27 protein-coding genes and 1 pseudogene are annotated in these 26192 nt (G+C 62.2%); 19 read left to right on the top strand and 9 right to left on the bottom strand.

Annotated features, from left to right (window positions below; genetic code table 11):
- Positions 1-39: 39 nt before the first annotated feature.
- The 4 genes from ATY77_RS16805 to ATY77_RS16790 all read left to right on the top strand — a co-directional run bounded on the left by ATY77_RS16805 (position 40) and on the right by ATY77_RS16790 (position 4101).
- Positions 40-588 carry an HdeD family acid-resistance protein gene (locus ATY77_RS16805; RefSeq protein ID WP_088688202.1) on the top strand — a complete coding sequence of 183 codons (549 nt, stop codon included), beginning with the start codon at positions 40-42 and terminating at the stop codon, positions 586-588.
- Between the two features lie 222 nt (positions 589-810).
- Positions 811-1053, top strand: a complete 243-nt coding sequence (locus ATY77_RS16800; RefSeq protein ID WP_088688201.1) for a type II toxin-antitoxin system ParD family antitoxin — start codon at positions 811-813, stop codon at positions 1051-1053.
- A 112-nt stretch (positions 1054-1165) separates the two neighbouring features.
- Complete coding sequence (locus tag ATY77_RS16795; RefSeq protein WP_141103938.1) at positions 1166-3025, top strand: EAL domain-containing protein; 1860 nt, start codon at positions 1166-1168, stop codon at positions 3023-3025.
- Positions 3026-3102: 77 nt separating this feature from the next.
- Positions 3103-4101, top strand: coding sequence for an NAD(P)H-quinone oxidoreductase (locus ATY77_RS16790; RefSeq protein ID WP_088688199.1), 999 nt, complete (start codon positions 3103-3105; stop codon positions 4099-4101).
- Between the two features lie 43 nt (positions 4102-4144).
- On the opposite strand, the gene ATY77_RS16785 is transcribed toward ATY77_RS16790, so the two are convergent.
- Complete coding sequence (locus tag ATY77_RS16785; protein WP_088688198.1) at positions 4145-5569, bottom strand: MFS transporter; 1425 nt, start codon at positions 5567-5569, stop codon at positions 4145-4147.
- 101 nt (positions 5570-5670) lie between these two features.
- Between ATY77_RS16785 and ATY77_RS16780 the strand changes: the two genes are divergently transcribed.
- On the top strand, positions 5671-6294 hold the full coding sequence (locus tag ATY77_RS16780) for a MarR family transcriptional regulator (protein WP_088688197.1): 624 nt from the start codon (positions 5671-5673) through the stop codon (positions 6292-6294).
- A gap of 29 nt (positions 6295-6323) precedes the next feature.
- Here the strand turns inward: ATY77_RS16780 and ATY77_RS16775 are convergent, their stop codons facing one another.
- Both ATY77_RS16775 and ATY77_RS16770 read right to left on the bottom strand, forming a co-directional pair.
- A complete protein-coding gene (locus ATY77_RS16775; RefSeq protein ID WP_088688196.1) occupies positions 6324-7535 on the bottom strand; it encodes an MFS transporter in 1212 nt (403 codons plus the stop codon).
- A gap of 97 nt (positions 7536-7632) precedes the next feature.
- Complete coding sequence (locus ATY77_RS16770) at positions 7633-7932, bottom strand: hypothetical protein (protein WP_245314348.1); 300 nt, start codon at positions 7930-7932, stop codon at positions 7633-7635.
- A 128-nt stretch (positions 7933-8060) separates the two neighbouring features.
- On the opposite strand from ATY77_RS16770, the gene ATY77_RS16765 reads away from it, so the two are divergent.
- A complete protein-coding gene (locus ATY77_RS16765; RefSeq protein ID WP_088688195.1) occupies positions 8061-9068 on the top strand; it encodes an asparaginase in 1008 nt (335 codons plus the stop codon).
- Here ATY77_RS16765 and ATY77_RS16760 read toward each other — a convergent pair whose 3' ends face one another.
- A complete protein-coding gene (locus tag ATY77_RS16760; RefSeq protein WP_088688194.1) occupies positions 9069-9824 on the bottom strand; it encodes a DeoR/GlpR family DNA-binding transcription regulator in 756 nt (251 codons plus the stop codon).
- Positions 9825-9952: 128 nt separating this feature from the next.
- Between ATY77_RS16760 and ATY77_RS16755 the strand changes: the two genes are divergently transcribed.
- Both ATY77_RS16755 and ATY77_RS16750 read left to right on the top strand, forming a co-directional pair.
- Positions 9953-10309 (top strand): DUF4406 domain-containing protein, encoded by a 357-nt coding sequence (locus tag ATY77_RS16755; RefSeq protein ID WP_088688250.1) that lies wholly within the window; start codon positions 9953-9955, stop codon positions 10307-10309.
- Between the two features lie 182 nt (positions 10310-10491).
- Positions 10492-11112, top strand: a complete 621-nt coding sequence (locus ATY77_RS16750; protein ID WP_088688193.1) for a glutathione S-transferase family protein — start codon at positions 10492-10494, stop codon at positions 11110-11112.
- Here ATY77_RS16750 and ATY77_RS16745 read toward each other — a convergent pair.
- A pseudogene (locus ATY77_RS16745) lies at positions 11103-11461 on the bottom strand (hypothetical protein). The gene ATY77_RS16750 and the pseudogene ATY77_RS16745 sit on opposite strands and share 10 nt — an antisense overlap.
- A 39-nt stretch (positions 11462-11500) precedes the next feature.
- Entirely contained in the window at positions 11501-11698 is a 198-nt protein-coding gene (locus tag ATY77_RS16740) for a hypothetical protein (protein ID WP_088688192.1), read from the bottom strand.
- Between the two features lie 132 nt (positions 11699-11830).
- Here ATY77_RS16740 and ATY77_RS16735 point away from each other — a divergent pair, with 132 nt between their 5' ends.
- On the top strand, positions 11831-12727 hold the full coding sequence (locus ATY77_RS16735) for a LysR substrate-binding domain-containing protein (protein WP_088688191.1): 897 nt from the start codon (positions 11831-11833) through the stop codon (positions 12725-12727).
- A gap of 1 nt (position 12728) precedes the next feature.
- On the opposite strand, the gene ATY77_RS16730 is transcribed toward ATY77_RS16735, so the two are convergent.
- Positions 12729-13394: a glutathione S-transferase family protein gene (locus tag ATY77_RS16730; RefSeq protein WP_088688190.1), complete on the bottom strand. Its 666-nt coding sequence runs from the start codon at positions 13392-13394 to the stop codon at positions 12729-12731.
- Positions 13395-13608: 214 nt separating this feature from the next.
- Here ATY77_RS16730 and ATY77_RS16725 point away from each other — a divergent pair, with 214 nt between their 5' ends.
- The gene (locus ATY77_RS16725; protein WP_088688189.1) at positions 13609-13848 is read left to right on the top strand and encodes a hypothetical protein; all 240 of its coding nucleotides are present in this window, start codon (positions 13609-13611) and stop codon (positions 13846-13848) included.
- A 38-nt stretch (positions 13849-13886) separates the two neighbouring features.
- On the opposite strand, the gene ATY77_RS16720 is transcribed toward ATY77_RS16725, so the two are convergent.
- Positions 13887-15257 carry a TIGR03808 family TAT-translocated repetitive protein gene (locus ATY77_RS16720; RefSeq protein ID WP_088688249.1) on the bottom strand — a complete coding sequence of 457 codons (1371 nt, stop codon included), beginning with the start codon at positions 15255-15257 and terminating at the stop codon, positions 13887-13889.
- On the opposite strand from ATY77_RS16720, the gene ATY77_RS32895 reads away from it, so the two are divergent.
- Complete coding sequence (locus tag ATY77_RS32895; RefSeq protein WP_190237645.1) at positions 15238-15513, top strand: hypothetical protein; 276 nt, start codon at positions 15238-15240, stop codon at positions 15511-15513. The two genes, ATY77_RS16720 and ATY77_RS32895, sit on opposite strands and share 20 nt — an antisense overlap.
- Entirely contained in the window at positions 15506-17806 is a 2301-nt protein-coding gene (locus ATY77_RS16715; RefSeq protein ID WP_088688188.1) for an EAL domain-containing protein, read from the top strand. The genes ATY77_RS32895 and ATY77_RS16715 overlap by 8 nt, the downstream gene beginning before the upstream one ends.
- A 3-nt stretch (positions 17807-17809) precedes the next feature.
- Here ATY77_RS16715 and ATY77_RS16710 read toward each other — a convergent pair whose 3' ends face one another.
- Positions 17810-18781 carry a glycerophosphodiester phosphodiesterase family protein gene (locus ATY77_RS16710; protein WP_088688187.1) on the bottom strand — a complete coding sequence of 324 codons (972 nt, stop codon included), beginning with the start codon at positions 18779-18781 and terminating at the stop codon, positions 17810-17812.
- Between the two features lie 121 nt (positions 18782-18902).
- Between ATY77_RS16710 and ATY77_RS16705 the strand changes: the two genes are divergently transcribed.
- The 7 genes from ATY77_RS16705 to ATY77_RS16675 all read left to right on the top strand — a co-directional run bounded on the left by ATY77_RS16705 (position 18903) and on the right by ATY77_RS16675 (position 25970).
- Positions 18903-19709, top strand: coding sequence for an alpha/beta hydrolase (locus ATY77_RS16705; RefSeq protein ID WP_088688186.1), 807 nt, complete (start codon positions 18903-18905; stop codon positions 19707-19709).
- A 46-nt stretch (positions 19710-19755) separates the two neighbouring features.
- Positions 19756-20766, top strand: coding sequence for a ligase-associated DNA damage response exonuclease (locus ATY77_RS16700; RefSeq protein WP_088688185.1), 1011 nt, complete (start codon positions 19756-19758; stop codon positions 20764-20766).
- Positions 20767-20967: 201 nt separating this feature from the next.
- Complete coding sequence (locus tag ATY77_RS16695; RefSeq protein WP_088688184.1) at positions 20968-22593, top strand: cisplatin damage response ATP-dependent DNA ligase; 1626 nt, start codon at positions 20968-20970, stop codon at positions 22591-22593.
- A 119-nt stretch (positions 22594-22712) separates the two neighbouring features.
- Positions 22713-23639, top strand: coding sequence for an alpha/beta fold hydrolase (locus ATY77_RS16690; RefSeq protein WP_088688183.1), 927 nt, complete (start codon positions 22713-22715; stop codon positions 23637-23639).
- 163 nt (positions 23640-23802) lie between these two features.
- Positions 23803-24609 carry a L,D-transpeptidase gene (locus ATY77_RS16685; RefSeq protein WP_088688248.1) on the top strand — a complete coding sequence of 269 codons (807 nt, stop codon included), beginning with the start codon at positions 23803-23805 and terminating at the stop codon, positions 24607-24609.
- Positions 24610-24784: 175 nt separating this feature from the next.
- Entirely contained in the window at positions 24785-25519 is a 735-nt protein-coding gene (locus tag ATY77_RS16680; protein ID WP_088688182.1) for a L,D-transpeptidase, read from the top strand.
- 241 nt (positions 25520-25760) lie between these two features.
- Complete coding sequence (locus ATY77_RS16675) at positions 25761-25970, top strand: cold-shock protein (RefSeq protein ID WP_011424508.1); 210 nt, start codon at positions 25761-25763, stop codon at positions 25968-25970.
- Positions 25971-26192 lie beyond the last annotated feature (222 nt).

Here is a 26192-nt window from a genome sequence, read left to right as displayed (position 1 = left end):
TTTGCTGCAACATATTCAAAATCACCCGGGAGGTGCGTTATGACAGATGTCTTTGACGGAATGCCGACATCCGAGTTGCGGTCGAAATGGATCTGGTTCGTCGGCCTCGGCGTGCTGCTGTTCATCTGCGGCTTGATCGCGCTCGGCAATCTGATGCTCGCCACCGTCGTCTCGGTCTATTATGTCGGCATGCTCATGCTGTTCGGTGGCGTGATCTATCTCATCCACGCCTTCCAGGTGCGCGGTTGGGATCATGTGCTCTTCTGGGCGCTGAGCGGCTTGCTTTATGTGCTTGCCGGCATCTGCGCCTTCATCAATCCGATCCTGACATCGGCGGCATTGACGCTGTTTCTCGCCATCGCCCTTCTCATCGCCGGCGTTTTCCGTACTTGCGTCGGCAGGCGGATGAAGCCGGCCAAGGGCTGGGGCTGGATCGTCGCAAGCGGCGTCATCACGGCGCTCGCCGGCTTTGTCATCGCCCTCGGCTGGCCGGTGAACAGCCTATGGATCCTTGGCCTTTTCCTGGCCGCAGATCTCATCCTCCAGGGCTGGACGATGATCGCCTTCGGCTTCGGCATCCGCAGTTGAAACAGTGGAGAGCGATGTCCCGGCGCCGCCTTCCAGCCGTTTCTTTTTTGACAAGGGCATGGCAGGGGATTAGACTTTAAGGGTTAAGTCCATTCGACACGCGAAACGCCAGCGCGTGCGAGTGCAACAAGGCATCGGCGAGATATCGTCGGAAATGCCGAAAATGGTCATGCGTCCCCCATGAGGCAGGATTCTGCCTGATCAAAAATAGGGAGGAAGTCCATGCCGATGGTCACCGTTTCCATCTCTCCGCAACAAGCAGCGGGCATTCGTGCCGCCGTCGATAATGGCGGTTATGCCTCGAGCAGCGAGGTCGTCCGCGAGGCGCTCCGCCTCTGGGACACCGCTCGCAAGATGGGCGAATTTCGCGGCGATGTTCTCGATGACGAGGACGTCCCTTCCAGCGGCAGATGCGTCGCCGACATGTTTGCCGATCACGAAGCGGAACGCCGCCGCTCCGCCTGAGCAAGCTTTTGATTGCATTGTAAAATCCGATAATCGTGGAACGCGTGGGCGCGCCTCGCGCGTTTCATAAAACTTTCATATTGGCGAAAGAGTTCATTGATCCTTCTGCGGCATGTTCCAGGCGAAAAAGAACAAGTCACAGTGGAGATCGGCCCACATGAAGACTGGAATGTCCCTGGCCACCGTCGAGCCGGGTGTTTTGCGCCGCTATGCCAGCGATCAGATCGTAACGCTTGCCAAGCTTGTCATCGAGAACGCCTTCCAGCCGATCGTCGAGGCCGGCACCGGCACGGTTTTCGGTTACGAATCCCTCATGCGCGGGCAGGAGCGCATCGGCTTCGGCACGCCGATGGAAATTCTCGACGAAGCCCACCAGGCCGGCCAGCTGCTGCAGCTCGAACAGATGGTGGCGAGCCGCGCGCTTGCGAAATTCGCAACGCTGTCGAACTTCTCCACCTCGACGCTTTTCCTCAATCTCGATGTCCGGCTCATTCCGCATGGCGAACGCCTGGTCGAGAACCTGCTGCAGCATCTGAGGCAGGCCAATATTCCGCCATCCTCCGTCTGCTTCGAATTCTCGGAACGTTTCGACAATACCAGCGTGCCGGAGTTTTCCGCCCTCGTTTCGAAACTGCGCAAGGCCAGCTTCAAGCTGGCGATCGACGACTTCGGCGTCGGCCACGGCGAGATGAAGCTGCTCTGCGATCATCCCGTCGATTACCTGAAGATCGACCGTCACTTCGTTGCCGATATCGATCGCAGCCCGCGCAAGCGCCACCTGCTGAAAAGCATCGTCAACATTGCCCATGTGCTCGGCACGCGCGTCATCGCCGAAGGCATCGAAACCGAGGCTGAATTCATCGCCTGCCGCGAATATGGCGTCGATCTTGTCCAAGGCTGGTTCATCTCCCGCCCGACGACGCATGTTTCCGAACTGGCGCCGTGCTTTCCGCATCTGCAGGAGCTCGACAAGAGCAAGCGCAACAACCAGTCGCTCGACGAGATCCTCATCCGCAAGCAGATCGAGCTTCTGCCGGCGGTTTACGAGAACGACAGCATCGACAGCGTCTTCGAACTGTTCCGCCGCAATCCGCGCCAGGCCTTCTTTCCCGTTCTCAACGCCAATAGCGAGCCGCGCGGCATCATCCACGAGCACCATCTCAAGGAATATATCTATCAGCCCTTCGGCCGCGATCTCCTGAAGAACAAGATGTATGAGCGCAGCATTTCGCATTTCGTCGAGATGGCGCCGATCGTCGGTCTCGACAGCGACGCCGAGCAGCTGATGGCGATCTTCGCCAATATGGAAGGCAGCAATTGCCTGATCCTGACCGACAATATGCGCTATGCCGGTGTCGTTTCCGCCGCCTCGCTGATCAAGGTCATCAACGAGAAGCAGCTGAAGACGGCGCAGGACCAGAACCCACTGACCGGCCTGCCCGGCAACCGCGCCATCCGCGATTTCATGCGTCAGTCCGGCCGCGACGGTGATGAGGTCCGCCACTTCTGCTATTGCGACTTCGACAATTTCAAGCCCTTCAACGATGCCTACGGCTTCCATCTCGGCGACCACGCGATCTCGCTGTTTGCCGCGCTGATGCGCCGCTATTTCTTCGCCGAACGTCATTTCCTTGGCCATGTCGGCGGCGACGATTTCTTCATCGGCGTCGTCGGCTGGATCAAGGGGGAACTAACGGAAATCCTCGACCGGCTGATCAGTGATTTCCACGACGACGTGCTCGATTTCTATTCCGACGAACACCGCGCCGCCGGCCGCATCCTCGGCCACGATCGCGCCGGCGTGGAAGCCCTGTTCCCGCTGATGCGCTGCTCGATCGGCGTCATCGAGCTGCCGGAAGGTCTCGTCATCGACGATATCAACCGCGTCAGCGCCGAGATCGCCGTCATCAAATCGGCTGCCAAGGAGAGCGAGGAAGGTCTCGTCTTCCATCTCCTGGGCGAGGCGAATTGACGCCTTTGTCACTTCCTGCCTTCCCAAGCCCCAGGGGCTGATTTATCTCCCTGTTTCGGATCAGGGAGGATCGCGCCATGCCATTGCCTCAGGAAATGCGTTTCGTCGATCTCAACTCCTTCGGCGGGCCGGAGGTAATGACGATCGGCATGCGTCCGCTGCCGGTGCCCGAAGAGGGGCAGGTTTTGGTGCGCGCCGAGGCGATCGGCGTCAATCGTCCCGATATTGCCCAGCGGCAGGGCAGCTACCCGCCGCCCAAGGACGCAAGTCCGATCCTCGGGCTGGAGCTTGCAGGTGAAATCGTCGCCGTAGGGCCTGGGGTCAGCGGCCATGCGGTTGGTGACAAGGTCTGCGGCCTGGCCAATGGCGGCGCCTATGCCGAATATTGCCTGCTGCCGGCAGGCCAGATCCTGCCGTTTCCGAAGGGCTATGACGCCGTGAGGGCGGCGGCTCTTCCCGAAACCTTCTTCACCGTCTGGGCCAATCTCTTCCAGATGGCAGGGCTGACGGAAGGCGAGACGGTGCTGATCCACGGCGGCTCCAGCGGTATCGGCACGACGGCGATCCAGCTTGCCCGCGCCTTCGGGGCCGAGGTCTACGCGACGGCAGGATCGAAAGAGAAATGCGACGCCTGCGAAAGGCTCGGCGCCAGGCGCGCGATCAACTACCAGAGCGAAGATTTCGCCGAGGTGATCAAGGCCGAGACCGGCCAGGGCGTCGACATCATCCTCGACATGATCGGCGCTGCCTATTTCGAGCGCAACATCGCCTCGCTGGCAAAGGACGGCTGCCTGTCGATCATCGCCTTCCTTGGCGGCGCCGTCGCCGAAAAGGTCAATCTCTCGCCGATCATGATCAAGCGGCTGACGGTCACCGGCTCCACCATGCGCCCGCGCACGGCGGAGGAAAAACGCGCCATCCGCGACGATCTCCTCTCCGAGGTCTGGCCGCTGCTGGAAGCCGGCACCGTCGCTCCCGTCATCCACAAGGTCTTCGCCTTCGAAGAGGTCGTCGAGGCGCACCGGCTGATGGAAGAGGGCAGCCATGTCGGCAAGGTCATGCTGCGTCTGGGTTAGCGCATGATGCCGGAAAGTGTGCAGCGGTTTTGGGAATCGAGTTTCATGCGACGCGCTTTAGCGTGAGCGAGACGCCGACCGCCAGCACGCCGGGCAGCGCCATCAGCAGATAAAGCCAGTGTGCCGCCGACAGTGCGCCCGATATGCCGCCCGGCTCGACGAGGCCAGCGCTGTTGGCGATGACGCCGGCAAATGCCGCACCGAAGGCGCCGCCGAGTGAACTCATGGTCGGAATTGCCGCCGACGCCTTGTCCTGTTCGTTGCTGGCAACGAGTTTCAGCACCATGGCGACGAGATGGGCCCAGCCGAGGCCGATGCCAAAGCCCATCATGAACATGGCGATCGCCGCCGGCACGAGAAGCAGCATATGCGCCTGCGGATTGTCCCTGGCGAGGAACACCGTGAGCGAAGCGGTCGCGGCCGCCTCGATGAGCGCGCCGCCGACGATGACCAGATAGGCCCGTCTGCCGGTCAGCGAACTGCTGAGGAAGGCGGCGAACGTCCAGCCGACGGCGACCAGCGCAACGAGATAGCCCGACACCAGCGGCGTCACCCCATGCAGGGTCTGCAGGAAATAAGGAATGAAGACGTCGCTGACGAGCACGATGGTCATCGCAAGCATGGCTAGGTAGACGCGGGAAATCGGTTTGGAAAAGGTCACGGCGCCGGATGGCAGCAGCCGATTCCGGCTTCGCCGCTCGATGAGAAACATGGCCGATACCGCGATGGCCGAGGCGGCGATCAGCGCGACTTTCACACCTATCGTCTCGCTGGCGCCGGCCGCGCTGATCAACAGGACGGCGGCAAGAAGCAGCCCGATCTGCGCCACCGGGGTCTTCACCTGATCGCGGTCGTCCTTGACGTCAGGCAATAGCCGCGGCGCCAGCGCCGCCATCAGCAGGCCGAGCGGCACCAGCACGATGAAGGCGTAGCGCCAGCTGCTGCCCGATGAAAAGAAGCCGCCGAGCGTCGGCCCGATGACCGTGGAAATACCCCAGATCGCCGCATAGAGCGTCGAGGCCTTCGGCCACAGCGGCTCGGGATAGACGAAGCGGATGAAGGCATAGCCGAGCGCTGCCAGCGCGCCTGTTCCAAGGCCCTGCACGGCGCGGCCGATCAGCACCACCGGCATCGAGGGTGCGACTGCCGCAATCAGGCTGCCCACGCCGAAGACCAGAGCGGCGATCACATAGACGGCGCGAAGCCCGATCCCGCGCGGCCGCATGGCGACGAAGATGGAGCCGAGTATGGCGGCGGCCACGAAAAGGCTCGTGACCCAGGAAAACAGAGCCAGGCCGCCGATATCGCGGACGATCGAGGGCGCGATGGTGGCGGTGATGTAACTCTCGACCGCATAAAGCGTGACACCGCCGGCAAGCATCATCGTTGCTGCCAAATGCTCGGGTAGGAAGAGCCGGAAGAGCGAACTGGCGTTCGGAAGGGCGATGGTCTGATCGATATCGGACATGGAATGGTCCTCGATGTTTTGCTGGCGAGCGATTATTTTCCAAGTTATAAATTGGAAATTATACGTCGAAGCGATTAAAACAAGACATGACTTGGAAAAATATGCGCCAGTCTCCAGCCAACCGGATTCTGATCCTGATAAAGACCGAAGGACCGCAGCTTGCGGCCGCGATCGGCGATGCGCTCGGCATTTCGGGTGAGGCTGCCCGCCAGCAGCTGGCGAAGATGGCGGAGGAGGGGTTGGTCGAACCGGTCACCATTGCCGGCACGGGAAGAGGCCGGCCGCGCCAGCTCTGGCACCTGACTGCCGCCGGCAATCGCCAGTTTCCGGACGGTCATGCCGAGCTGACGGCCAACCTGCTCGGCACGCTGGTCGAACAGCTCGGTCCCGCTGCGCTCGATGCCGTCATCTCCGCCCGCGAGTCCGAGACGCTGAAGCGTTATCGGGAAGACCTGGAAAAATTCGGCGATCTATCAGCCCGTGTCGAAGGCCTTGCCGCCATCCGCACCCGCGAGGGCTACATGGCCGACAGCTGGAGGCAGGCGGACGGTTCGTTCATGCTGGTCGAGAACCACTGCCCGATCTGCGCGGCAGCGGCCGCCTGCGCCGGCTTCTGCCGCTCCGAACTCGAAACCTTCCGTGCCGCTCTCGGCGCCGAGGTCGAGCGCAGCGAACACATCCTCGCCGGCGCCCGCCGATGCGCCTACCGCATCACGCCGCATTGACGGATATCCGCGCGCAAGCAGCGCGCGCATCACGCCGGCTGTCGCGCCTGGCGTCTGCTGCTTTCGAGATAGAGCAAGGCTCCGATCGCCGCGAGGCCCGCGGCCGCGCCGACGAAGGCCGTGCCGGAATAGTCGGTGAGCGATGTGCCGAAGGCGAAGAGCCCGGCGGCGATGCCGGTGCCGATGAAACTGTTGAGCGAGATCAGCGAGCTTCCGAGCCCCGGCCGGTCTGCGATCAGGTCTTGCAGATAGGTGATCGGCACGCTGAGGATCGCCGCCGCCCCGCAGGCGTTGAGAAGCAGCAGCGCATAGACGTGCCAGCGCGCCGAGGCAAAGCCGAGCAGCATCAGATAGCTGCAATAGATCAGCGCGCCGAAGGCGAGCACATGCGCGGTCCGGAAGCGCCGCTGCGCCATGCCCCACATCACCATGAACGGCATTTCGAGGAAGGCCGTCAGTCCGGCCATGAAGCCGACATCGACCACGGTGCCGCCGGCCGCATGGGTGATGATCAGCGGCGAGAGCATGCCGTTCAGCCGCTGCAGTCCGAAGAGCAGCGATATGACGACGACGCGCGCCAGCACATAAGGCATGAAGATCCGTTTCAGCGAAGCGAAGAAGCCGGTTTGATCGGCGGCGGGGCCGGCGGTCCCGTTTCCGGGCGCGAAGAAGAAATAGAGGCAGAAGCAGATGAGGCTTGCGACGGCCGCGATCCCATAGGCCGGCGTCATCGACGGCGAATTGACGAGATAAAGTCCGATAAGCCCCGGCGCCAGCGCCCAGGAGCCGGAAAACAGCGCCCGCACGGTCGCGGTGATTGCCGCCGCCCGGCCGCGGTCCATCTGGTTGGTCCTGGCGCGCAGGCTGGCGAAAAGCAGCGAATAGGTGGAATTGCTCATCGGCACCAGCAGAAGCGTCGAGAAGATGAAGACGGCGGGGCTGTGGATGACCGCAATCGAGCCGAAGCCGATAATACCGGCGACCGACAGCGCCAGCACCAGCGGCCGCCGCTCCTTCAGCCTGTCCGACCAGATGCCGAGCGTCAGGCTCGTGGTGACGTTGACGATCGCCGACAAGAACACCAGGGCCGAATAGGTGCCGTTGCTCAAGCCCAGTTCGTTGATGCCGATGATCGACTGATAGGGCACGGTCGAGGCATAGGTGAAGGCGAGCGCGACGAGCGTCACGGTGGGAATGCGGATCCTCTTGTCGCTGAGGATCAAGGCAAAACTGGATGACATGGGGCGGTTCCTGACCAACCACCTTTAGCCGGATCGGCATATCAGAGAAACGATAGTTTTCGATCGTTTCGGTCAATTCCTGTGATGATTGTTCGCTTCAGATTTGCGTCGTCAGATTGGCGAGCCAGAAATCGATCTGCCCAAGGGGAAGAACGTTTCCGAGGAAACCGGTGAGAGCTGAGGCAATTGATATCAACAACAATCCCAGAAGCGCTCCCAGGATGATCCCAACGCTTGCCTTTTGGGGCTTGCGCGCCAGCCAGCACGCCAGGATGAGAGAGACGACCGTGAAAAAGACCCACAATATGGATTGTGAAATGGATAGGCCTGATTGCAAGATAATTCCCTGGAATGTGAACGCTGCTGCAGGATAGCGTCTCGATGCGTCCGATCTCAAGGCCTTTCGCCCGAGGTGGATAAAGCCGGGCTCGATCCGAGCACGCGCCGTTCTTCATCAGCCGAGTTGGCTTTCGCGCCCCGACGCGGTATGCCTGCCGCATCCCGCCAGCATCCGGATGAGAACCCATGACCAATCCCGTCACCGTCGAAGTTACCCGCGGCCTGCTCGTCGAAAGCCGCCATCGCGGCTCGGTTGCCGTCGTCGATGGTGATGGCAAGCTGGTCTTCTCGGCCGGAGATATCGAAGCTGCCGTCTTTCCGCGTTCCGCCTGCAAGGCGATGCAGGCGCTGCCGCTGATCGAAAGCGGTGCAGCAGATGCTTACGGCTTCGGCGATAAGGAGCTGGCGCTCGCCTGCGCCTCGCACAATGGCGAGGACGAGCATGTGGCGCTCGCCGCCTCGATGCTGGCGCGCGCCGGCCGCGATGCTGGAGCGCTGGAATGCGGCGCTCATTGGTCGATGAGCCAGAAGGTTCTGATCCATCAGGCCCGCACACTCGATGCGCCGACCGCGCTGCACAACAATTGCTCGGGAAAACATGCCGGCTTCATCTGCGCCTGCTGCCATCAGGACGTCGATTCGAAGGGCTACGTTGGCTATGAGCACCCGCTGCAGGCCGAAATCCGGGCGGCGATGGAAAGCCTGACCGGCGCCGTGCTCGGCGCGGAGAGCTGCGGCACCGACGGCTGCTCCATTCCGACCTATGCCGTGCCGCTCAGGAGCCTTGCCCACGGCTTTGCCAAAATGGCGACCGGGACCGGCCTGGAGCCCTTGCGCGCCAAGGCATCCCGCCGCCTGATCGAAGCCTGCATGGCCGAACCCTTTTACGTTGCCGGGACCGGGCGTGCCTGCACGGCGCTGATGCAGATCGCCCCCAACCGCATCTTCGTCAAGACAGGCGCCGAGGGCGTCTTCTGCGCCGCGATCCCGGAAAAGGGCATCGCCATCGCGCTGAAATGTGAGGATGGCGCGACGCGCGCCGCCGAAGCCATGGTGGCTGCCACACTCGCCCGCTTCTTCGAAACGGAAGAGAAGGTGCATGCCGCCCTGACGGCCTTTGCCGCGACGTCCATGCGCAACTGGAACGGCATCCATGTCGGCGATATCAGGGCCACGTCCGCGCTCGCCGAATGACTATGCCGTGGCGATCGTACCGTTGAGATCGCGATAGGGTTTCAGCCGCTCGGCCGCCATCTCCGCCGGCACGATCAGCCCGGCCACCTCGGAAACTGCAAGCACCGGGCAGGGCGAGACCAAGTCGAACTTTTCCTCGGTCAGCAGGACGTGGGTCTCGGCTGAGCATCGGGCGATATGGCGCTTGATCGCCGCCTCCTCGAAATCGCCGGTGGAAAGCCCGTGCACTGGATGCGCCGCCGTAACGCCGAGGAAGAACAGATCGGGGCGCAGCTGTGAGATCGCCGCCATCGCCGCTGCTCCGACCGCTACCATTGAATGTTTGTAGATCCGTCCGCCGGTCAGGATCACCTCAGCCGTCGGGTGGTGCTCCAGTTCGGCGGCGATCGTCGGGCTGTGGGTCGCAACCGTCAGCGGCATGTCGCGGGGCAATTGCCGGGCGATCTCGGCGGTCGTCGTGCCGCCGTCGAGGAAGATCATCTGGCCGGGTTTGACCATCGCCGCCGCCTTCGCGCCGAGCCGTGCCTTGATCTCTGACGAGACACTGCGCCGCGCGGTGAAATCGGGCAATTCCGGCGCCAGCGGCATTGCCCCGCCATGTACGCGCTTCAGCAGCCCCTCCGCCGCCATTTCCCTGAGGTCGCGCCGGATCGTGTCTTCTGAAAGTGCGAATTCCTCGGCCACGCGCTTGGCGATCACCTGGCCGTCGCGACGCAGGATGTCGAGGATGAGGCTCTTGCGTTGTGTCGTCAGCATTATCTCTCCGCACGAAATTGAACGAGATGGCATGATGTTGCACGAATAGACTCGACATTCAAGAAATATCGTGCATTTTCATGATATCCCGTGCATGAGGCCGGGAATGCTCAGCGATGGAGTGGATCATGCTGATTTTGATTGCCGGCCCGTATCGGTCCGGAACGGGGGACGACCCGAAGAAGATGGCTGCCAACTTGAAGCGGCTGGAAGAGCCTTCGCACAAACTGTTTGCCGCAGGCCACGTGCCGATGATCGGTGAATGGGTGGCGCTGCCGATCTGGCATGCCGCCGGCGGTCGGTCGGCCGGCGACGCGCTCTACGAAGAGATCTTCCACCCGGTCGCCGGCCGGCTGCTGCAGCTTTGCGAGGGCGTGCTGCGTCTGCCGGGCGATTCCAAGGGTGCCGACAACGACGTGCGCATCGCCAGGGAACGCGGCATCCCCGTCTGGTACCGGCTTGAGGATGTGCCGGGCTGCGGCTGAGACATGTCGGGCGAAATGCGCATCGGTTTTGCGACAGCGATATGTGAGCGCAACCCGCCAATCTGAAAGATCGCGAGGCGTTTGCGCGCAACGGAGGGGCCGGAATGCCGGCTCCTCCTCATCTCGCTGGTTACGGCTCATCTCTTCTTGGTATAAGAGCTGCCGAAAGGGAGTCGAGAACTATGCTGACATTGTATTACGCGTCGGGAACCTGCGCGCTTGCAAGCCTGATCGCCCTGGAAGAATCCGGTCTCGCCTTTGAAACGAAGAAGCTCAGCTTCGCCAATGGCGAGCAGCGTTCGCCGGATTATCTGAAGATCAACCCCAAAGGACGCGTGCCGGCGCTGGTCACCGAGCGCGGCGTGCTGACGGAAACGCCGGCGATCCTCGGCTTTATCGCTGAAAGCGCGCCGGCTGCCAAACTGGCGCCGCTCGGCGATGTTTTCGAGATGGCGCGGCTGCAGTCCTTCAACAGCTATCTCTGCTCGACCGTGCATGTGAACCATGCCCATCGCCCGCGCGGCTCCCGCTGGTCCGACGATCCCGCGGCAATCGAGGCGATGAAGGCGAAGGTGCCGCAGAATATGGCCGATTGTTTCACCCTGATTGAAGAGACGATGTTCAAAAGCCCGTGGGTGATGGGCGAGACCTATTCGCTCGCTGACCCTTATCTCTTCGTCATGACCGACTGGCTGCCGGCCGACGGCGTCGATCCCGCCCGCTTCGAAAAGGCGAGCGACCACCACGCCCGCATGCTGCAGCGCCCCGCCGTCCAGCGGGCGCTGGCCTACGATCAGGCCTGATCTCCGAAACGTGCCGCAAGTTCTTCGGCGCCCGGAAAAGCCAGGCGCCGATCAGCCGGAACCGCAATTCCTCGTCGCCAATCATCGCGGCCCGCAGGGGGAGATACGGCCAGCCGACATAGTGATCGGTCTGGAAATAGATCTCGGGCGCCATTTCGAGCAGGTGATCCTTGTCGTCGAGACCAATTGAAATCACGATCGTCTCGGCATTCTTCACGGCGACGAAACTCTTGCCTCCTATCTTCAGCGCCGGATTGCCATAGGAGGTGCTTTCTTCGACGCCGGGCAGGCCGGCTTCCGCCGCCAGCCGCTTCAGCCGTTCGAAGATCGCATCGACATCGCCGGCCATTGCTTCGCCCCTCTTCTCGGGGCGAAGCCTAGCATATTCTCACGCGCGTTTCGCCAAGGGCGGATTGGCCTCGGCAGCAACGTCCGCCTGAATGCTAAGCGGCAGATCGGCGATTTCGCGCATCGACATGCGCTCGACCTCCGGATGCTGAAGCGGATCGCTCCTCCATGGGGGATCTGCAATGTCGGTATTGGCGAAGTTAAGGGCGGGCCTCAAGAAAAACTTCAGAAATGACATGGCATGCCTCGCTTTCTTCAACGGGATTTTGATCGCCTGTGGCCGGTGCCATCGAGCATGCATGTCGCAATATCGGCCGGGGTGGCGCGTTTTTCAATTGAGATTGACGCGGTGGCGTTATAGAAAAACTATATGAAGAACTTGAACTCCGTCCATCTCAACGGCCTGCGTGCGCTGGAAGCCGTCGGGCGCCTCGGCTCGCTGCAGGCGGCCGCCGAAGAGCTCGGCGTTTCGGTCGGCGCCGTCAGTCAGCAGGTCATCAAGGCGGAGGCGCAGCTCGGCCAGGTGATCTTTGAGCGCACCGCGAGGGGAATGATCGTGACCGAAGCGGCCCGGCCCGTGCTCTTCGCGCTCGACGAGGGTTTTGCCCGTCTTTCGGCCGCCGTCTCGATCGCCCAGCGTAAGGACGATACGATCCTGACAATCTCCGTGGCGCCGGTTTTTGCCGCGCGCTGGCTCGTCTGCCGGCTCGATCGCTTTGCCGAACGTCATCCCGATATCAAACTGAGATTGGATGCGACGCACAATCTCGTCAATCCTGCGCTCTGCGATGTCGATATCGGCATTCGCGTCGGCGTCGGCAAATGGCCGGATGTGCGGGCGGAGCTGCTGCTGGAACAGGAGGTTTTTCCCGTCTGCTCTCCCGAGATGGCGGCGAGATTGAAGGAGCCTGCCGATATCCTGGCACTGCCCGCCGTCATCGACGGCCGCGCCATGTTCAGCTGGGAAGTCTGGATGCGCGAGGCGGGCCTGTCAGGCGCCACGCTTGCAACCCGCCACGTCTTCAACGATGCCTCGCTCTGCCTCGATGCTGCCATCGCCGGGCAGGGCGTCATGCTCGCCTGGCAGACCCTTGCCGCATTTTCGCTTGCCGAAGGCCGGCTGGTCGCTCCCTTCGGGATTCGCGCGCGAACCGGCTTCGGCCATTACTTCGTCACGGCGGAAGGCACGCGCGAGCCGAAGAAGGTGCGGGATTTCAAGGCGTGGATCCGTGAGGAAATGGCCGGCACCGTCGCCTTGTTTGAATAATTCAGACTTCGATCGGCTCCTTGCCGCGTTTCGCCTGCATCGCCTTATAGGCCGGACGGGACTGGCAGCGTTCGATCCAGGCCTTGACGTTCGGATGGGCGTCGAAAAGGGTTTCTTCGCTCTGGGCGTAGCGCAGCACCTCGGCGATGTTGAGATCGGCAACGGTGAAGCGGTCGCCGACGATCCACTGCCTGCCGGCAAGGTGGCTTTCGAGCGCCGCAAGCGGTCTGCGCAGGGAGCGGCAGGCCACCGCGATCGTCTGCTTGCCGCCCTCGCTGTTTTCGAGCCCGTTATCATAGGTGAGCACGATCCTCACGGTCTCGGGTTCGACCTGCGATGCCGCCCAGACCGTCCACATCGTCAGCAATCCGTCTTCTTCGACGGTTTTTCCGGAAAGCGGTCCGCCATGTTTGCGCGCGAGGTAGAGATTGATCGCCAGCGACTCGTGCATCACGACGTCGCCATCCTTGATGCTGGGGATCTGTCCCATCGGGTTCACGGCGAGAAAATCCGGCGAGTAGGTGTTGACAGGCGCCTCGTCAGAAAGCGGGTTCGCCAGCCGTCTTGCCTGCAGCACCGGCACCGATTGGAACTGGAGCCCGAGCTCCTCCGCCATCCAGTAGACGCGTGATGCGCGCGATCGATAGACTCCGTAAATCGTCAGCATGGCAAGATCCCCGATGTTTCGGAGAAACCGTAAACGCCAGCTCGTCCTCGGAAAAGTCCTCGCCGCTGATGGGACGATGAAAGCTTTTGATGCTGTGGCGGTGTTCGGGGAACAATGGCGACGCCGGCAGGTTCGGCCAGGAGACCGGAGCCATCGAGGCTCCAAGGCGACCAGCCGTGCGCGAAGCACAGGTACTAGGGAAAGGAAGAATATCATGGCGGGGAAGAAGACGCATGAACAGCAGCTTCGCGTGATGGAAAAGCGCGAAAAAACCGCAAATGCCGATGAGTCTTTCGACGCTTCGGCCGATCTGCACCGGAACGAACAGGCGAGGGAAGCGCACCGAAAAGGAAGCGACTTGAAGGCCGGCCCGGACACTGGAAACGAAGATCGCAACATGGTGCGCGGCGTCAATCAGGAAAGCGAGCATAGGAAGGGAAGCGGTCGTCCCTGATCGCCCGCAGCGCAATCCAAGGCTTCCGGCGCTGCTTGTCAGGAGATGCGGTTTCTCTCGACGGTGAGCTGCGCATAGGGCGAGCCGCCGCCCGCCATTTCGCCGGAAACTTTCTTCTCCCATTGAAAGCCGAGAACCGCACCCTCTGGGGTCTCCTGAAACACATTGTCGGTGATGACGGCGGTTCCCGCGCCATCGGCGACCGAGACCGCGCAGCCGATCGGCGCCTTGCGCACCACATTGCCGTTGACGATGACGTTGCGGAGATAGGGACCCCATCCGATCTGCAGGCCCCAGCGCGGCGCACCCTCGATTACGTTGCCTGAGATCAGCGTGTCGGCCTCCGCCGCAATGCCGATGCCGAAGCCGACTTCATGCTGGTATGGGCCTTTCAGCGTAAGGTTGCGCACGATATTGCCGGTGACGCTCGCGAGCCGCCCGCCTTCGTCGAAATTGGCGATCGAAATGCCGTTCGCAGCTCCATCGATCAGATTGGCGGAAACGACCGCGCCCTCGAAAGCGAATTCGACATAGATTGCCGTCTCGCCGGAGCGTCGGCACTGGTTGCTGCTGATCTGGATGTCCGAGGCCGAATTGGCGCGGATCGCCGTGAAAGCGCAGTCGGATATGTGGTTGTTCACCACCATCACGCCGTCGGCGCGGAAGATATTGATGCCGTTGCCGTTCTGGCCGGTGCCGCCATCATTGGCGCGGATGTTGGAAATGCGGTTTCCTGAAACGACCGTGCCGTCCTCCGCCTTCTTCCAGCGATGCACGAGGATGCCGCCATTGCCGCAATCCGAGACCGTATTCGCAACGATCGAAAGACTGGCGGAATCGACCGCGTAAAGCCCGGATTGCGCAGCGCCGGAAATGCGGCTGCGCTCGATCCGCCCGCCGCAGCGCTCCAGTTGCAGGCCGTGCTTGCGGCTGCCGCCGATCTCGCAATTGTCGATCAGCACCTCGTCGACGCCGGTAAATTGAACGAGCCCGCCGGCATAGTCGCCAAGCCAGCGGTTGCCGCCGTCGATGACGAGATTGGAAAGCTCGATGCGCCGCACGTTTTCGGCCGCAAAGAGGTGGCCCTCGCCGGTATAGACGATCCGCGAGGCGCCGGGCACGCCAGTGATGCGCGTATTGTCGGGCAGGGTGAGATTGGAGATCCGGTAGGTGCCGGGCGGCAGGAAAACAGGCACGTTCTCGCGCGCCGCCTGTTCGATCATCTGCTGCAGGTTGCGGGTCTTGCGATCGCCGCTTTCGGGAATGACGCGGTATTCGACGGCGTCGATCGCGCCGCGCAGATCCGGCTCGGCGGCCGCCGTCAGCGGCGAGGCGAGGGCGCGCGGCGGCGTCCATCCGGCCACTGCCGAGGCGGCGAGAAGCAGAAGCATGTCACGGCGTGAAGGCATCCCGATATCTCTTTTCATGGCAGGCCCGAAGCAGGAAATATGCCAGCCCGGCATGTATCCTTTTGGCACAGGCGGCCGGTATTACAGTTGCCGCCGCAGACAAAGGCAGGAAATCGCCGCGGATATTGGCGTCTCATTCACCCTTTCATTTAAGCAAGCCGAAGGAAATGCCGAATACTCTGAAACGAAGAGTTTCGCTGATGGATATTGCGGGGATACGGCCTTCGGCCGCCGGGGAGAATGGGGTCATGCCTGAAGTGAGTGCCAGGCGATGGGAATCAGCCGATGCCCTGACCACTGAAACGCGCCGTATCGTCGCCGCGACGGAGGCAATGATGGCATCGACCGCCCACCATCTCTCCGAAGGCATCGAGAACCTGCGCCTTAAGGCGATCGTCCACGAACTTCCCGACTTTCTCTACGTCAAGGACCGCGATAGCCGCTTCGTCTTCGCCAACGCCGTCACGGCGAGCTGCCTCGGCCTGGAAAGTGCTGAAAAGCTGACCGGCAAGCGTGATTTTGACCTGTTCGACTTTGAGACGGCCCGCCGCCACTTCGACATCGAACAGCAGATCATGGCGACCGGGCAAGCCCGCATCGATATGGAAGAAACGGTCGTGCTGCCCGGCGGCGGCAAGCCGATCGTCCGGCTGACCTCGAAGATACCGCTGCGCAACGATCGCGGCGAGATCATCGGTCTGATCGGCGTTTCCCGCGATATCACCGAACGCAAGCTGCAGGAGGATCTCTATCGCGGCCAGGCGAACCTGCTCGAGATGATCGCCCGCAACGAGCCCTTGCCGATGATCCTCGAGGCGCTGGTGCTGATGATCGAGGCGCAGCTGACCGGCATCGACGGCTCCGTCCTGCTGCTCGACAGCGAGGGCACCCGGCTCTATCACGGCGCGGCTCCCAACCTGCCCGGCGGCTACAGCCGTTTGATCGATGGCGTCTCGATCGGCCCGAAAGTCGGCTCCTGCGGCACCGCCGCCTGGCGCGGTCAGACCGTGATCGTCGAGGACGTGATGAGCGACCCGCTCTGGGAGGACTTCCGCGCGCTGGTTGCCCCGTTCGGTTTTCGCTCCTGCTGGTCAACGCCGATCGCCACCTCGCAGAACAATGTGCTCGGCACTTTCGCGCTCTATTCCCGGGAGGTGCGCAGGCCGACCGAACGCGAGATGAAGCTGGTGGCGCTCGCCACCCACATCGCCGGCATCGCCATCGAACGCAAGCGTGTCGATGACCGCATCCATTTCATGGCTCATCATGACGATCTGACGGGCCTGCCCAACCGTGCCTTCCTGAAGGAACGGCTGGCCAATATCCTCGACCAGGCCCGGCGCAACAATCGCAAGGTCACCGTCGCCTATATCGATCTCGACAATTTCAAGGACATTAACGACGGGCGCGGCCATGCCGCCGGCGACGAAGTGCTGAAGGAAATCGCCGTCCGCATGGTCAACAGCGTGCGGGCTTCGGATATGGTGGTGCGTCTCGGCGGAGACGAATTCCTCGTGGTTCTCGTCCACCAGTCGAGCCATGATGCCGGCATCATGCGCCGCCTGCGCGAATTGCAGAAGGCGATCAACCGGCCGGTCCGCGACGAGGACGGCGAGTTCGCCGTCACCTCGAGCATCGGCGTCGCCTCCTTCCCCTTCGATGGCGCGACGTCGGAAGAGCTTCTCGCCAATGCCGATCGCGCCATGTACCGTGCCAAGGAACTCGGCCGCAGCACGCTGCAGTATCACGATGGCGTCGGCAGCACGCCCGTCGGAATGCCGCTCAGCGAACGCGAGGAATTGCATCAGGCGATCGTCGGCGATCAGCTTTTCCTGGAGTACCAGCCGCAGGTCGATGTCGCGACCGGCCGCATCACCGGCCTCGAGGCCCTGGTGCGCTGGAGCCATCCGGCAAAAGGCAGGGTGCCGCCGGTCAATTTCATTCCGCTCGCCGAAGAGACCGGCCTCATCGTTCACCTCGGCCTCTGGGTATTGAACGAGGCATGCCGCCGGGCCCGCCACTGGCAGGACATGGGCCTGACCCCGATGACGATCGCCGTCAACGTCTCCGCCAAGCAGTTCGCCGATCCGGATTTCGCAAAACATGTCGCCGAAGCGCTCGAACGCCACGACCTGAAGTCCCATTGGCTGGAGTTGGAAGTCACCGAGAGTGTGGTGATGCAGGATGCCGAACGCGCGCTCGCCATGATGGAATCGCTGCGTGCGCTTGGGGTGCGCCTGTCGATCGACGATTTCGGCTCCGGCTATTCCAGCCTCGCGGCGCTGAAGACCTTCCCCTTCGACCGCCTGAAGATGGACCGTTCGCTGGTCGAAGCCCTGCCGGGCGACAAAACCGCCGTCGCCATCGTCTCGGCCGTCATTTCGCTGGCGCGGACGCTGAAGCTGTCGGTTCTCGCCGAGGGCGTGGAAACCGACGCCCAGCTGGATTTCCTGCGCCAGGCCGGCTGCGACGAGGCGCAGGGTTACTGCTTCTCGAAGCCGGTCTCTCCCGACGGGATTGCCGCATTGCTGCAGGCAGGCAGCCTCTGAGCTTCATTCCACGAGCTTGCCGATCGCCTCGATCTCGTTCGTCCATATGCCCGCTGCATAGTTCTGCGGCAGACGCGCCAGCTGCGTGGGATCGTCGATGCCGGTGGAAAAATCGCCGCCGCGATAGGGGCCGAGCACGAAGACGTCGGTGCCGGCATCCTTCATCCGATTGAGGAAACGGTCCGGCCAGCCCCAGAGCCACGGCGCGATATTGACTGGCACCAGCATCATCCCATGCTTGCAGGCATCCGGCAGCAGATCGGTCCAGCCATAGGCGATATAGCCGGTGAGGCAGCCCTTCAGGCTCTTGCGCGATGCGGTCCTGATATCGGGCGCGAGCCGGCGTAGGACGTCGATCGGCTCGTCCCCGCCATAGACGATGATCTCTGCCCGGCGCTCGGCGGAAAGCCCGTTGAGCACGGCGGCGAGCTTTTCGCCTTCGGAAGGGTCGCGGCTCTTGACGTTGATGAGGAAGCGCCGATCCGGAAAGGTCGAAAGCACTTGCGCCAGCGTCGGCATCATGCCGATGCCACGGCCGCGGAAAGGAAAGCTCTTGCCGCCATCGGCGGTGTAACCATACCCGATGTCGAGCTTCTTCATTTCCGCCATCGAATGTTCGCGCGTCACACCGCGCCCGTCGGTGCGGCAGTCGAGCGTCCAGTCGTGAAAGACGGCGAACTCGCCGTCGGTCGTCGGATGCACGTCGATCTCGACGATATCGGCGCCGGCTGCAAAACCTGCCTGCATCGACGGAATGGTGTTTTCCAGATAGTCGTGTTTGGGCGGCAGCATGCGGCTCGCCGTGCAGGTGTCATTTTTCAGATCGGTCTCGTCGAAGCGCTGGGCGATGCCGCGATGGGCAAGCAGCACCGGCTTTCCCGGCCGATGTTCGGCAAGCAGGTTTGTATTGTTGAGATAGATGCCAACAGCGGCGAGCGCGATCGCCGCCGCGCCATAGAAAAGCTTCCTGCCCATCCTGCTCTCCCTGATTGCATCGAACGAGGCAACAGCTAGAAAGCGATTCTGGTTGTTCTTGGGCTGTTTTCCGGCTTTTCTATGCGCGCAGTTTATTCCCCGGAAAAGGAGCGGCATCGCCATGGAAGCACAGGACGACGAACTCATCCGTTTCGAAGAACAGGGCGCCGCGCCGTTGCCGCCGGCCGCCGTCGAGGGCCATATCGGACGCGCTGGCGCGCGCATCTGGTATGCGAGCTATGGGAATGGCCCTGCCGTCATTCTGCTGCATGGCGGCCTCGGCCATAGCGGCAATTGGGGCTATCAGGTCGCGTCGCTGCTCGACAGCGGCCGCCGTGTCGTGCTGATCGACAGCCGCGGCCATGGCCGCAGCACCCGCGATTCCCGTCCCTATACTTATGAGCTGATGGCATCAGACGTGCTCGCGGTCATGGATGAACTGCGCCTGGAAAAAGCGGCCGTCGTCGGCTGGAGCGACGGCGCCTGTATCGCTCTTGTCCTTGCGATGACGGTGCCCTCGCGCATCGAGGGCGTCTTCTTCTTCGCCTGCAACATGGATCCGAGCGGCACGCTGGAATTCGTTCCGACGCCGGTCATCGACCGCTGTTTCGGCAGGCACGGCAAGGACTATGCGGCATTGTCGGCGACACCAGACGATTTCAAAGGCTTCGTCGATGCGGTCAGCCTGATGATGAGGACCGAACCGAACTATGATGCCGCCGATCTCGCTGAGATCCGTGTGCCGGTGGCGATCGTGCTCGGTGAGCATGACGAGTTCATCAAGCCCGATCATGCCGAATATCTCGCCGCCAGCATTCCCGGTGCGCAGATGATCTATCTCAATGGCGTCAGCCATTTTGCGCCGCTGCAGCGGCCGACCGAGTTCAACGCCGCAGTGTTGTCCTTCCTCGACGGGCTCCCGTCTTGAATCGCTCCCTCTAGCCTCGCGTTCATTTCTCGCTATCTCTAGTTTCATGAGAGCTGATGCGCTGCTTTATCCCGCCCCGGAGGGGCTCTACTGCCCGGAAGGCGGCTTTTATGTCGACCCTGTGCGTCCCGTCGAGCGGGCGCTCATCACCCACGGTCATTCGGATCATGCCCGGCCGGGCCATGTGAACGTGCTCGCCACTCGCCAGACGTTGGATATCATGCGGCTGCGCTATGGCGACGGTTTCTGCGCTAGCGAGCAGGCTGTTTCCTTCGCCGAGGAACTGTGGGTGAACGGCGTCAAGGTGAGCTTCCATCCCGCCGGCCATGTGCTCGGTTCGGCCCAGATCGCCATCGAAAAGAACGGCACGCGCATCGTCGTCTCCGGGGATTACAAGCGCCGCCCCGACCCGACCTGCGCGGCCTATGTGCCGGTCCCCTGCGACGTGTTCATCACCGAGGCGACCTTTGGGCTGCCGGTTTTCCATCATCCCGATCCGATGGATGAGACCGGCAAGCTGCTGGCCTCGCTCCGGCAGTTTCCCGAGCGCACCCATCTCGTCGGCGCCTATGCGCTCGGCAAGGCCCAGCGCGTCATCCGGCTGCTGCGCGATGCCGGTTATGCCGAACCGATCTATATCCACGGCGCCATGGAGAAGCTCTGCGACTATTATATCGGGCAGGGCGTCGATCTCGGCGAACTGCTGCCGGCCACGATCGAAAGCCGCGACAAATCCGCCTTCAAGGGCGCCGTCGTCATCGGTCCGTCATCGGCCTTTGCCGACCGCTGGGCCCGCCGCTTCAACGAGCCGCTGCCGTCCTTCGCCTCCGGCTGGATGATGGTGCGCCAGCGCGCAAAACAGCTCGGCGTCGAATTGCCGCTCGTCATCTCCGACCATTGCGACTGGCCGGAGCTGACGGAAACGATCCGGGAGTTGCATCCGGCAGAGGTGTGGGTGACGCATGGCCGCGAGGAAGCCCTGGTACGCTGGTGCCAGTTGCAGGGCATCAAAGCGAAGCCGCTGCATCTCGTGGGCTATGAGGATGAGGGGGATTGAGATGAGCTGCGTGCTGCAGGAAAACCCCTCCCCAACCCCTCCCCACAAGGGGGAGGGGCTTAACCTGCCGCATCGCCTGGCCAAAGGACCGTCGCCAAGAACGCCGAGGTCGAAGGACGGCAGGGCAGTGCCGCGGGTTAGCCCCTCCCACCTGTGGGGAGGGGTTGGGGAGGTGTCTTTCCCTAGCATGGGGAGGCGCCCATGAAAGCCTTCGCCGATCTCCTCGACCGCCTGGTGCTGACCCCTAGCCGTAACGGCAAGCTGAAGCTGCTCACCGACTATTTCCGCGATACGCCCGATCCGGATCGCGGCTATGGCCTCGCTGCCATCGCCGGAACGCTGGAGGTGCGCAACGTCAAGCCCGCCATGCTGCGCGAGCTGGTGCTGGAGCGCATGGACGAGGTGCTGTTTCGCTATTCCTACGACTATGTCGGCGATCTCGCCGAAACCATTTCGCTCGTCTGGGACAATGAGAGGGATATCGATCGCTCGGCGCTTGCTCAGCCACGTCTCGGCGAGGTCGTCAGCCGCATGAACGCGCTCGGCCGCACCGAAGTGCGCGGCTACGTCCGCGACCTGCTCGACCGGCTGGATTCCTCCGGCCGTTTTGCCTTCATCAAGCTTGCGACCGGCGCCATGCGTATCGGCGTTTCGGCGCGCCTCGCCAAGCAGGCGCTCGCCGATCTCGGGGCCAAGGACGTCACCGAGATCGAAACCCTGTGGCACGGGCTGCAGCCGCCTTACGAGACATTGTTCGAATGGCTGGCGGGCGGCGGGGAAAAACCGGTGCTGGCGACGCCGGCGATCTTCCATTCCGTCATGCTGGCCAATGCGGTGGAGGAGGGCGATCTCGACGGTCTCGATCCGGCCGACTATGCCGCCGAATGGAAATGGGATGGCATCCGTGTCCAGCTCTCCCGCTCCGGCGACAGGCGCAAGATCTATTCCCGTTCCGGCGACGACATTTCAGGCGCCTTTCCCGATATTCTCGAAGCGATCGATTTTTCCGGCGTCATCGATGGCGAACTTTTGGTCGGCGGCACAGCGCGCTCCAACAGCCCGACCCGCACCTTCTCCGATCTGCAACAGCGCCTGAACCGCAAGACGGTGACGGCGAAGATGCTCGACGACTACCCGGCCTTCATCCGCGCCTACGACGTGCTCTTCGATGGTGAGGAGGACATCCGCGGCCGCACCTATGTCGATCGCCGCGACCGCTTGGGCGAGATCATCGAGCATGCCCCCCACGACCGTTTCGATTTGTCGCCGCTTGTCTCATTTTCATCCTGGGCAGAGCTCGACGATCTGCGCGCCGCCCCGCCCGATCCTGTGATCGAGGGGGTGATGATCAAGCGTCGCGACAGCATCTATCAGGCCGGCCGCATGAAGGGGCCTTGGTTCAAGTGGAAGCGCAATCCTTACAATGTCGATGCGGTGCTGATGTATGCCCAGCGCGGGCACGGCAAGCGCTCCAGCTATTATTCCGATTTCACCTTCGGAGTCTGGGCCGATGATGAGGACGGCGAACAACTGGTTCCCGTCGGCAAGGCCTATTTCGGTTTCACCGATGCCGAACTCGAGGTGCTCGACAAGTTCGTGCGCAACAACACCACCGATCGCTTCGGCCCGGTGCGCGCAGTACGCGCCGACAAGGATTTCGGCTTCGTCGTCGAGGTGGCCTTCGAGGGCATCAACCGCTCGACGCGGCACAAATCCGGCGTGGCGATGCGCTTTCCACGCATTGCCCGCCTTCGCCCCGACAAGCCTTCCTATGAGGCCGACAGGCTGCGTACGCTGATCGCCATGATCGACGCGAAGGTGGAGTAAATTTCAGTTCCCTGCGCAACAATGACGCAGGACGATATTTTCAACACGATGTGTATTGGCGGCAACGCGGTTTCCGGTGCAAATCTTGTGTGCCGGGGAATTGATTTGGGTGTTGCGTCATGAGTTCGCATGAACAAAAAAATTCTTTTTTCCGCCACCGCCGCGCCGTGCTGGCGGGGCTCGCCGGTGCGCTTGTCCTGCCGCGCATGGCCGCCGCCTTCGACGTTCCGGACGAGCCGCGCCTTGCCAAGCACGACTATGCCGCCGTCCGCCGCCATTTCCGCACGAAACTGCTGAAAAAGGGTCCGGCGCCCGATAAATACGAACCGCTGAACGCGCCTGCCGACGCCGACAAGATCTTCTATCGCTCCGGCTATGGCGGCGAGCTGGAACTCGCGGCCTGGGTTTCGAAATACAAGCGCGAGCATACCGCCAAGCCCGCCGTGCTTTTCCTCCACGGCGGCAATGCCATGGGCATTGGCCACTGGCAGCTGATGAAGCCCTATATGGATGCCGGTTACGTCGTGATGATGCCGTCGCTGCGCGGCGAAAACGGACAGATGGGCAATTTCTCCGGCTTCTACGACGAGGTGGACGACGTCCTTGCCGCAACCGAACGCCTGGCCCACTTGCCGGGCGTCGATTCCCAGCGCCTTTTTATCGCCGGCCACAGCATCGGCGGCACGCTCACCATGCTGACCGCAATGAGCACGCATAAATTCCGCGCCGCCGCGCCGATCTCGGGCAATCCCAATGCCTTCCGCTTCTTCAGCCGCTATCCTCAGGATATCCGCTTCGACGACAGCAATGCGCATGAATTCGAGGTGCGCTCGGCCCTGTGCTACGCCCACAGCTTCAAATGCCCGGTTCGGGTCGTCCATGGCACGGAAGAGTCCCATTTCAACGACCGCGCCGATCTGCTCGCCCGCCGCGCACGTGCCGCCGGCACGCACATCGAGACGGATACCGTCACCGGCAATCATACCTCGGCGCTGCCCGCCGAGATCGAGCAGAGCATACGCTTCTTTCACGGCGTGGCGGCTTGAGTTTGCAGCGGCCGGCAACACCGGCCGCCGTCGCCGATAGCGACGGCGGATTCACCGTTTTGCGAGTTTGATCTTCCACCCTGACGCCAGCTTCGCGCCAGCCGCGAATGCCATCGTTCAAGCAGATGTCACTGTCTTGCCGATCGTTGATAAGGGCGGTTCCATGAATTTTCTGCGCCGGGTTTTCCCGATTGCCGGGCTTGTAACGGCCGCCGCGTCGCTGAGTGGCTGCAACATCCTCATTCCCGACGTTGCCGCCGATTCGCCGGCCCGCTTCGTGCAGGAAACCTCGCCGGTCTTCTATCAGCCGCCTGGCGTCGATCCGCGCCGGGTGCGGCCCATCCCCGATCAGCCGGTGCCCCAGACGCGCGAACTCTACAGGACACAGTTCAACCAGACCTACGGCCTGCCGGTCAGCAATCCGGTGAATATGACGATGTACGGCGAACTGCGTGACGAGGATTTCACCCTGCCGTCGATCCCGGTCAGCCGCATCCAGCCGCAATTTCTGCGCCAGGAAGTTGAATATCAGACGCTCGAGCGTCCCGGCACCGTTGTCATCGATACCAAGTCGCGCTTTCTCTATTTCGTCGAGGGCAACGGCAAGGCGATGCGCTACGGCGTCGGCCTCGGCCGCGACGGCTATGCCTGGTCGGGCCGCGGCGTCATTCAATGGAAGCAGAAATGGCCGCGTTGGACGCCGCCGGTCGAAATGGTCTCCCGCCAGCCTGAGGTTCGCCCCTTTGCCGCGGAAAACGGCGGCATGAATCCGGGCCTTCAGAACCCGCTCGGCGCCCGCGCCATGTATATCTTCAAGGACGGGCAGGATACGCTCTACCGCATCCACGGCACGCCGGACTGGCAGTCGATCGGCAAGGCCACCTCTTCGGGCTGCGTGCGCATGCTCAACCAGGATGTGATCGACCTCTACAGCCGCGTCCCCGCAAAGGCCGAGATCGTTGTGATGTAGCGCTGCAACAGCGCTACCCATTCGTCCGCTCGCGGCCGGACACGTCTGCGTGAAGCTATGGTTTATTTGGCACAAGCCGATAGATTTTCTCATGTCGTTATCGGCAATGGACGAATCATCGGTTATCAGGTGCCTCGTTCGGCTTCCCGCATCAAAAGGAACTCAGTCCCGCGTCATGAGCTTCGATAGACATCTTTCCCGCCGCAGCTTTCTTTCCTTATCGGCACTGACCGCAGCTTCTGCGCTTACCGGTTGCGCCTCCTCGGCCAACACGGTGACGGCAGGCGATACGAGGATCATCTACCGTTCGCCCGTTCGCCTGTTCCAGTCCATGGGAACGTCGAGCGTGCCGAGCGACGCCGAGCTTGCCGTCATGTATGGTCCCATCGAGGACGGCGGCTTCCTCATTCCCGCCGTGCCCTACGAGCAGATCGATCCGCGCTACTACCGCCAGCGCGTCGTCGATCCCACGGGGCAGCCGCCCGGCACCATCGTCGTCGATACGCCGTCGCGCTTCCTTTATCTGGTCCAGGCTGACGGCATGGCGATGCGTTACGGCGTCGGCATCGGCCGCGAAGGTTTCGCCTGGCAGGGCTCGGGCGTCATTCAGTGGCGTCAGAAATGGCCGCGCTGGAAGCCGCCGAACGAGATGGTCGCCCGCCAGCCGGAACTCGTCAAATATTCGATCGAGAACGGCGGCATGGAGCCGGGCCTGAAGAACCCGCTCGGCGCCCGCGCCCTCTATATTTTCTCGAATGGCGAGGATACGCTCTATCGCCTGCACGGCAATCCCGATTGGCGCTCGATCGGCAAGGCCGTTTCGTCAGGCTGCGTAAGGCTGATGAACCAAGACATTATCGATCTCTACGATCGCGTTCCGACAAAGGCGCCGATCGTCGTTTGGCAGTAATGCGCCGGGCGGCCGTCATCCGGCCGCCCCCGCTTTCCGGCCGGCTTTGACCCGCCCGGAAAGGTTTTATTTTCGATTTAGCATTGCTTAATTCGATAAAAAGCCTACATGGTGTCTATCGAATATTGCTTGTGACCTTTGTCCATGCGCGCCCGCGCTTCGTCAGATCTCCTCTCAGCATCGATATTGCCCGCGGATATCCTTCCCCGGGTGCACTCAAACGGTTGAAAAGGAAATCGTTATGAATTCAGGCGTGGTTAAGTGGTTCAATGGCACCAAGGGTTTTGGTTTCATTCAGCCGGATGATGGTTCCACGGACGTTTTCGTCCATATTTCGGCAGTCGAACGCGCTGGCATGCGCGAACTGACCGAAGGTCAGAAGGTTCGCTACGATCTCGTCCGCGACAAGCGTTCGGGCAAGAATTCGGCCGACAATCTTCAGGCCGCATGATTTGTCATTCGCCCCGCAGCGCCGCGCGTCTTCTTAGACGGGTGAATGACGCTGTGGCATCCTGACTGGCCATGAATGGGACAGCGCGTTGACCACGGATGTACTGGCAGCGCGCTGATCGAACTGGCAGCGGAAGGGCTGAGTGACAGGAAGAGGTCGGGTTCGTGCCCGGCCTTTTTGCTTTGATCGACCTATTGAACAGCCGAAGAGTTGAAGGGACAC

Source organism: Rhizobium sp. R634, from assembly GCF_002211305.1.
Classification (GTDB): Bacteria; Pseudomonadota; Alphaproteobacteria; order Rhizobiales; family Rhizobiaceae; genus Rhizobium.
This window is presented reverse-complemented; position numbering and strand designations above follow the sequence as displayed.

Coding starts and splice junctions, on each gene's coding strand:
- ATY77_RS16805 (WP_088688202.1), top strand. CDS start 40: ATGACAGATGTCTTTGACGGAATGCCGACATCCGAGTTGCGGTCGAAA.
- ATY77_RS16800 (WP_088688201.1), top strand. CDS start 811: ATGCCGATGGTCACCGTTTCCATCTCTCCGCAACAAGCAGCGGGCATT.
- ATY77_RS16795 (WP_141103938.1), top strand. CDS start 1,166: ATGTTCCAGGCGAAAAAGAACAAGTCACAGTGGAGATCGGCCCACATG.
- ATY77_RS16790 (WP_088688199.1), top strand. CDS start 3,103: ATGCCATTGCCTCAGGAAATGCGTTTCGTCGATCTCAACTCCTTCGGC.
- ATY77_RS16785 (WP_088688198.1), bottom strand. CDS start 5,569: ATGTCCGATATCGATCAGACCATCGCCCTTCCGAACGCCAGTTCGCTC.
- ATY77_RS16780 (WP_088688197.1), top strand. CDS start 5,671: ATGCGCCAGTCTCCAGCCAACCGGATTCTGATCCTGATAAAGACCGAA.
- ATY77_RS16775 (WP_088688196.1), bottom strand. CDS start 7,535: ATGTCATCCAGTTTTGCCTTGATCCTCAGCGACAAGAGGATCCGCATT.
- ATY77_RS16765 (WP_088688195.1), top strand. CDS start 8,061: ATGACCAATCCCGTCACCGTCGAAGTTACCCGCGGCCTGCTCGTCGAA.
- ATY77_RS16760 (WP_088688194.1), bottom strand. CDS start 9,824: ATGCTGACGACACAACGCAAGAGCCTCATCCTCGACATCCTGCGTCGC.
- ATY77_RS16755 (WP_088688250.1), top strand. CDS start 9,953: ATGCTGATTTTGATTGCCGGCCCGTATCGGTCCGGAACGGGGGACGAC.
- ATY77_RS16750 (WP_088688193.1), top strand. CDS start 10,492: ATGCTGACATTGTATTACGCGTCGGGAACCTGCGCGCTTGCAAGCCTG.
- ATY77_RS16740 (WP_088688192.1), bottom strand. CDS start 11,698: ATGTCATTTCTGAAGTTTTTCTTGAGGCCCGCCCTTAACTTCGCCAAT.
- ATY77_RS16735 (WP_088688191.1), top strand. CDS start 11,831: ATGAAGAACTTGAACTCCGTCCATCTCAACGGCCTGCGTGCGCTGGAA.
- ATY77_RS16730 (WP_088688190.1), bottom strand. CDS start 13,394: ATGCTGACGATTTACGGAGTCTATCGATCGCGCGCATCACGCGTCTAC.
- ATY77_RS16725 (WP_088688189.1), top strand. CDS start 13,609: ATGGCGGGGAAGAAGACGCATGAACAGCAGCTTCGCGTGATGGAAAAG.
- ATY77_RS32895 (WP_190237645.1), top strand. CDS start 15,238: ATGTCACGGCGTGAAGGCATCCCGATATCTCTTTTCATGGCAGGCCCG.
- ATY77_RS16720 (WP_088688249.1), bottom strand. CDS start 15,257: ATGCCTTCACGCCGTGACATGCTTCTGCTTCTCGCCGCCTCGGCAGTG.
- ATY77_RS16715 (WP_088688188.1), top strand. CDS start 15,506: ATGCCTGAAGTGAGTGCCAGGCGATGGGAATCAGCCGATGCCCTGACC.
- ATY77_RS16710 (WP_088688187.1), bottom strand. CDS start 18,781: ATGGGCAGGAAGCTTTTCTATGGCGCGGCGGCGATCGCGCTCGCCGCT.
- ATY77_RS16705 (WP_088688186.1), top strand. CDS start 18,903: ATGGAAGCACAGGACGACGAACTCATCCGTTTCGAAGAACAGGGCGCC.
- ATY77_RS16700 (WP_088688185.1), top strand. CDS start 19,756: ATGAGAGCTGATGCGCTGCTTTATCCCGCCCCGGAGGGGCTCTACTGC.
- ATY77_RS16695 (WP_088688184.1), top strand. CDS start 20,968: ATGAAAGCCTTCGCCGATCTCCTCGACCGCCTGGTGCTGACCCCTAGC.
- ATY77_RS16690 (WP_088688183.1), top strand. CDS start 22,713: ATGAGTTCGCATGAACAAAAAAATTCTTTTTTCCGCCACCGCCGCGCC.
- ATY77_RS16685 (WP_088688248.1), top strand. CDS start 23,803: ATGAATTTTCTGCGCCGGGTTTTCCCGATTGCCGGGCTTGTAACGGCC.
- ATY77_RS16680 (WP_088688182.1), top strand. CDS start 24,785: ATGAGCTTCGATAGACATCTTTCCCGCCGCAGCTTTCTTTCCTTATCG.
- ATY77_RS16675 (WP_011424508.1), top strand. CDS start 25,761: ATGAATTCAGGCGTGGTTAAGTGGTTCAATGGCACCAAGGGTTTTGGT.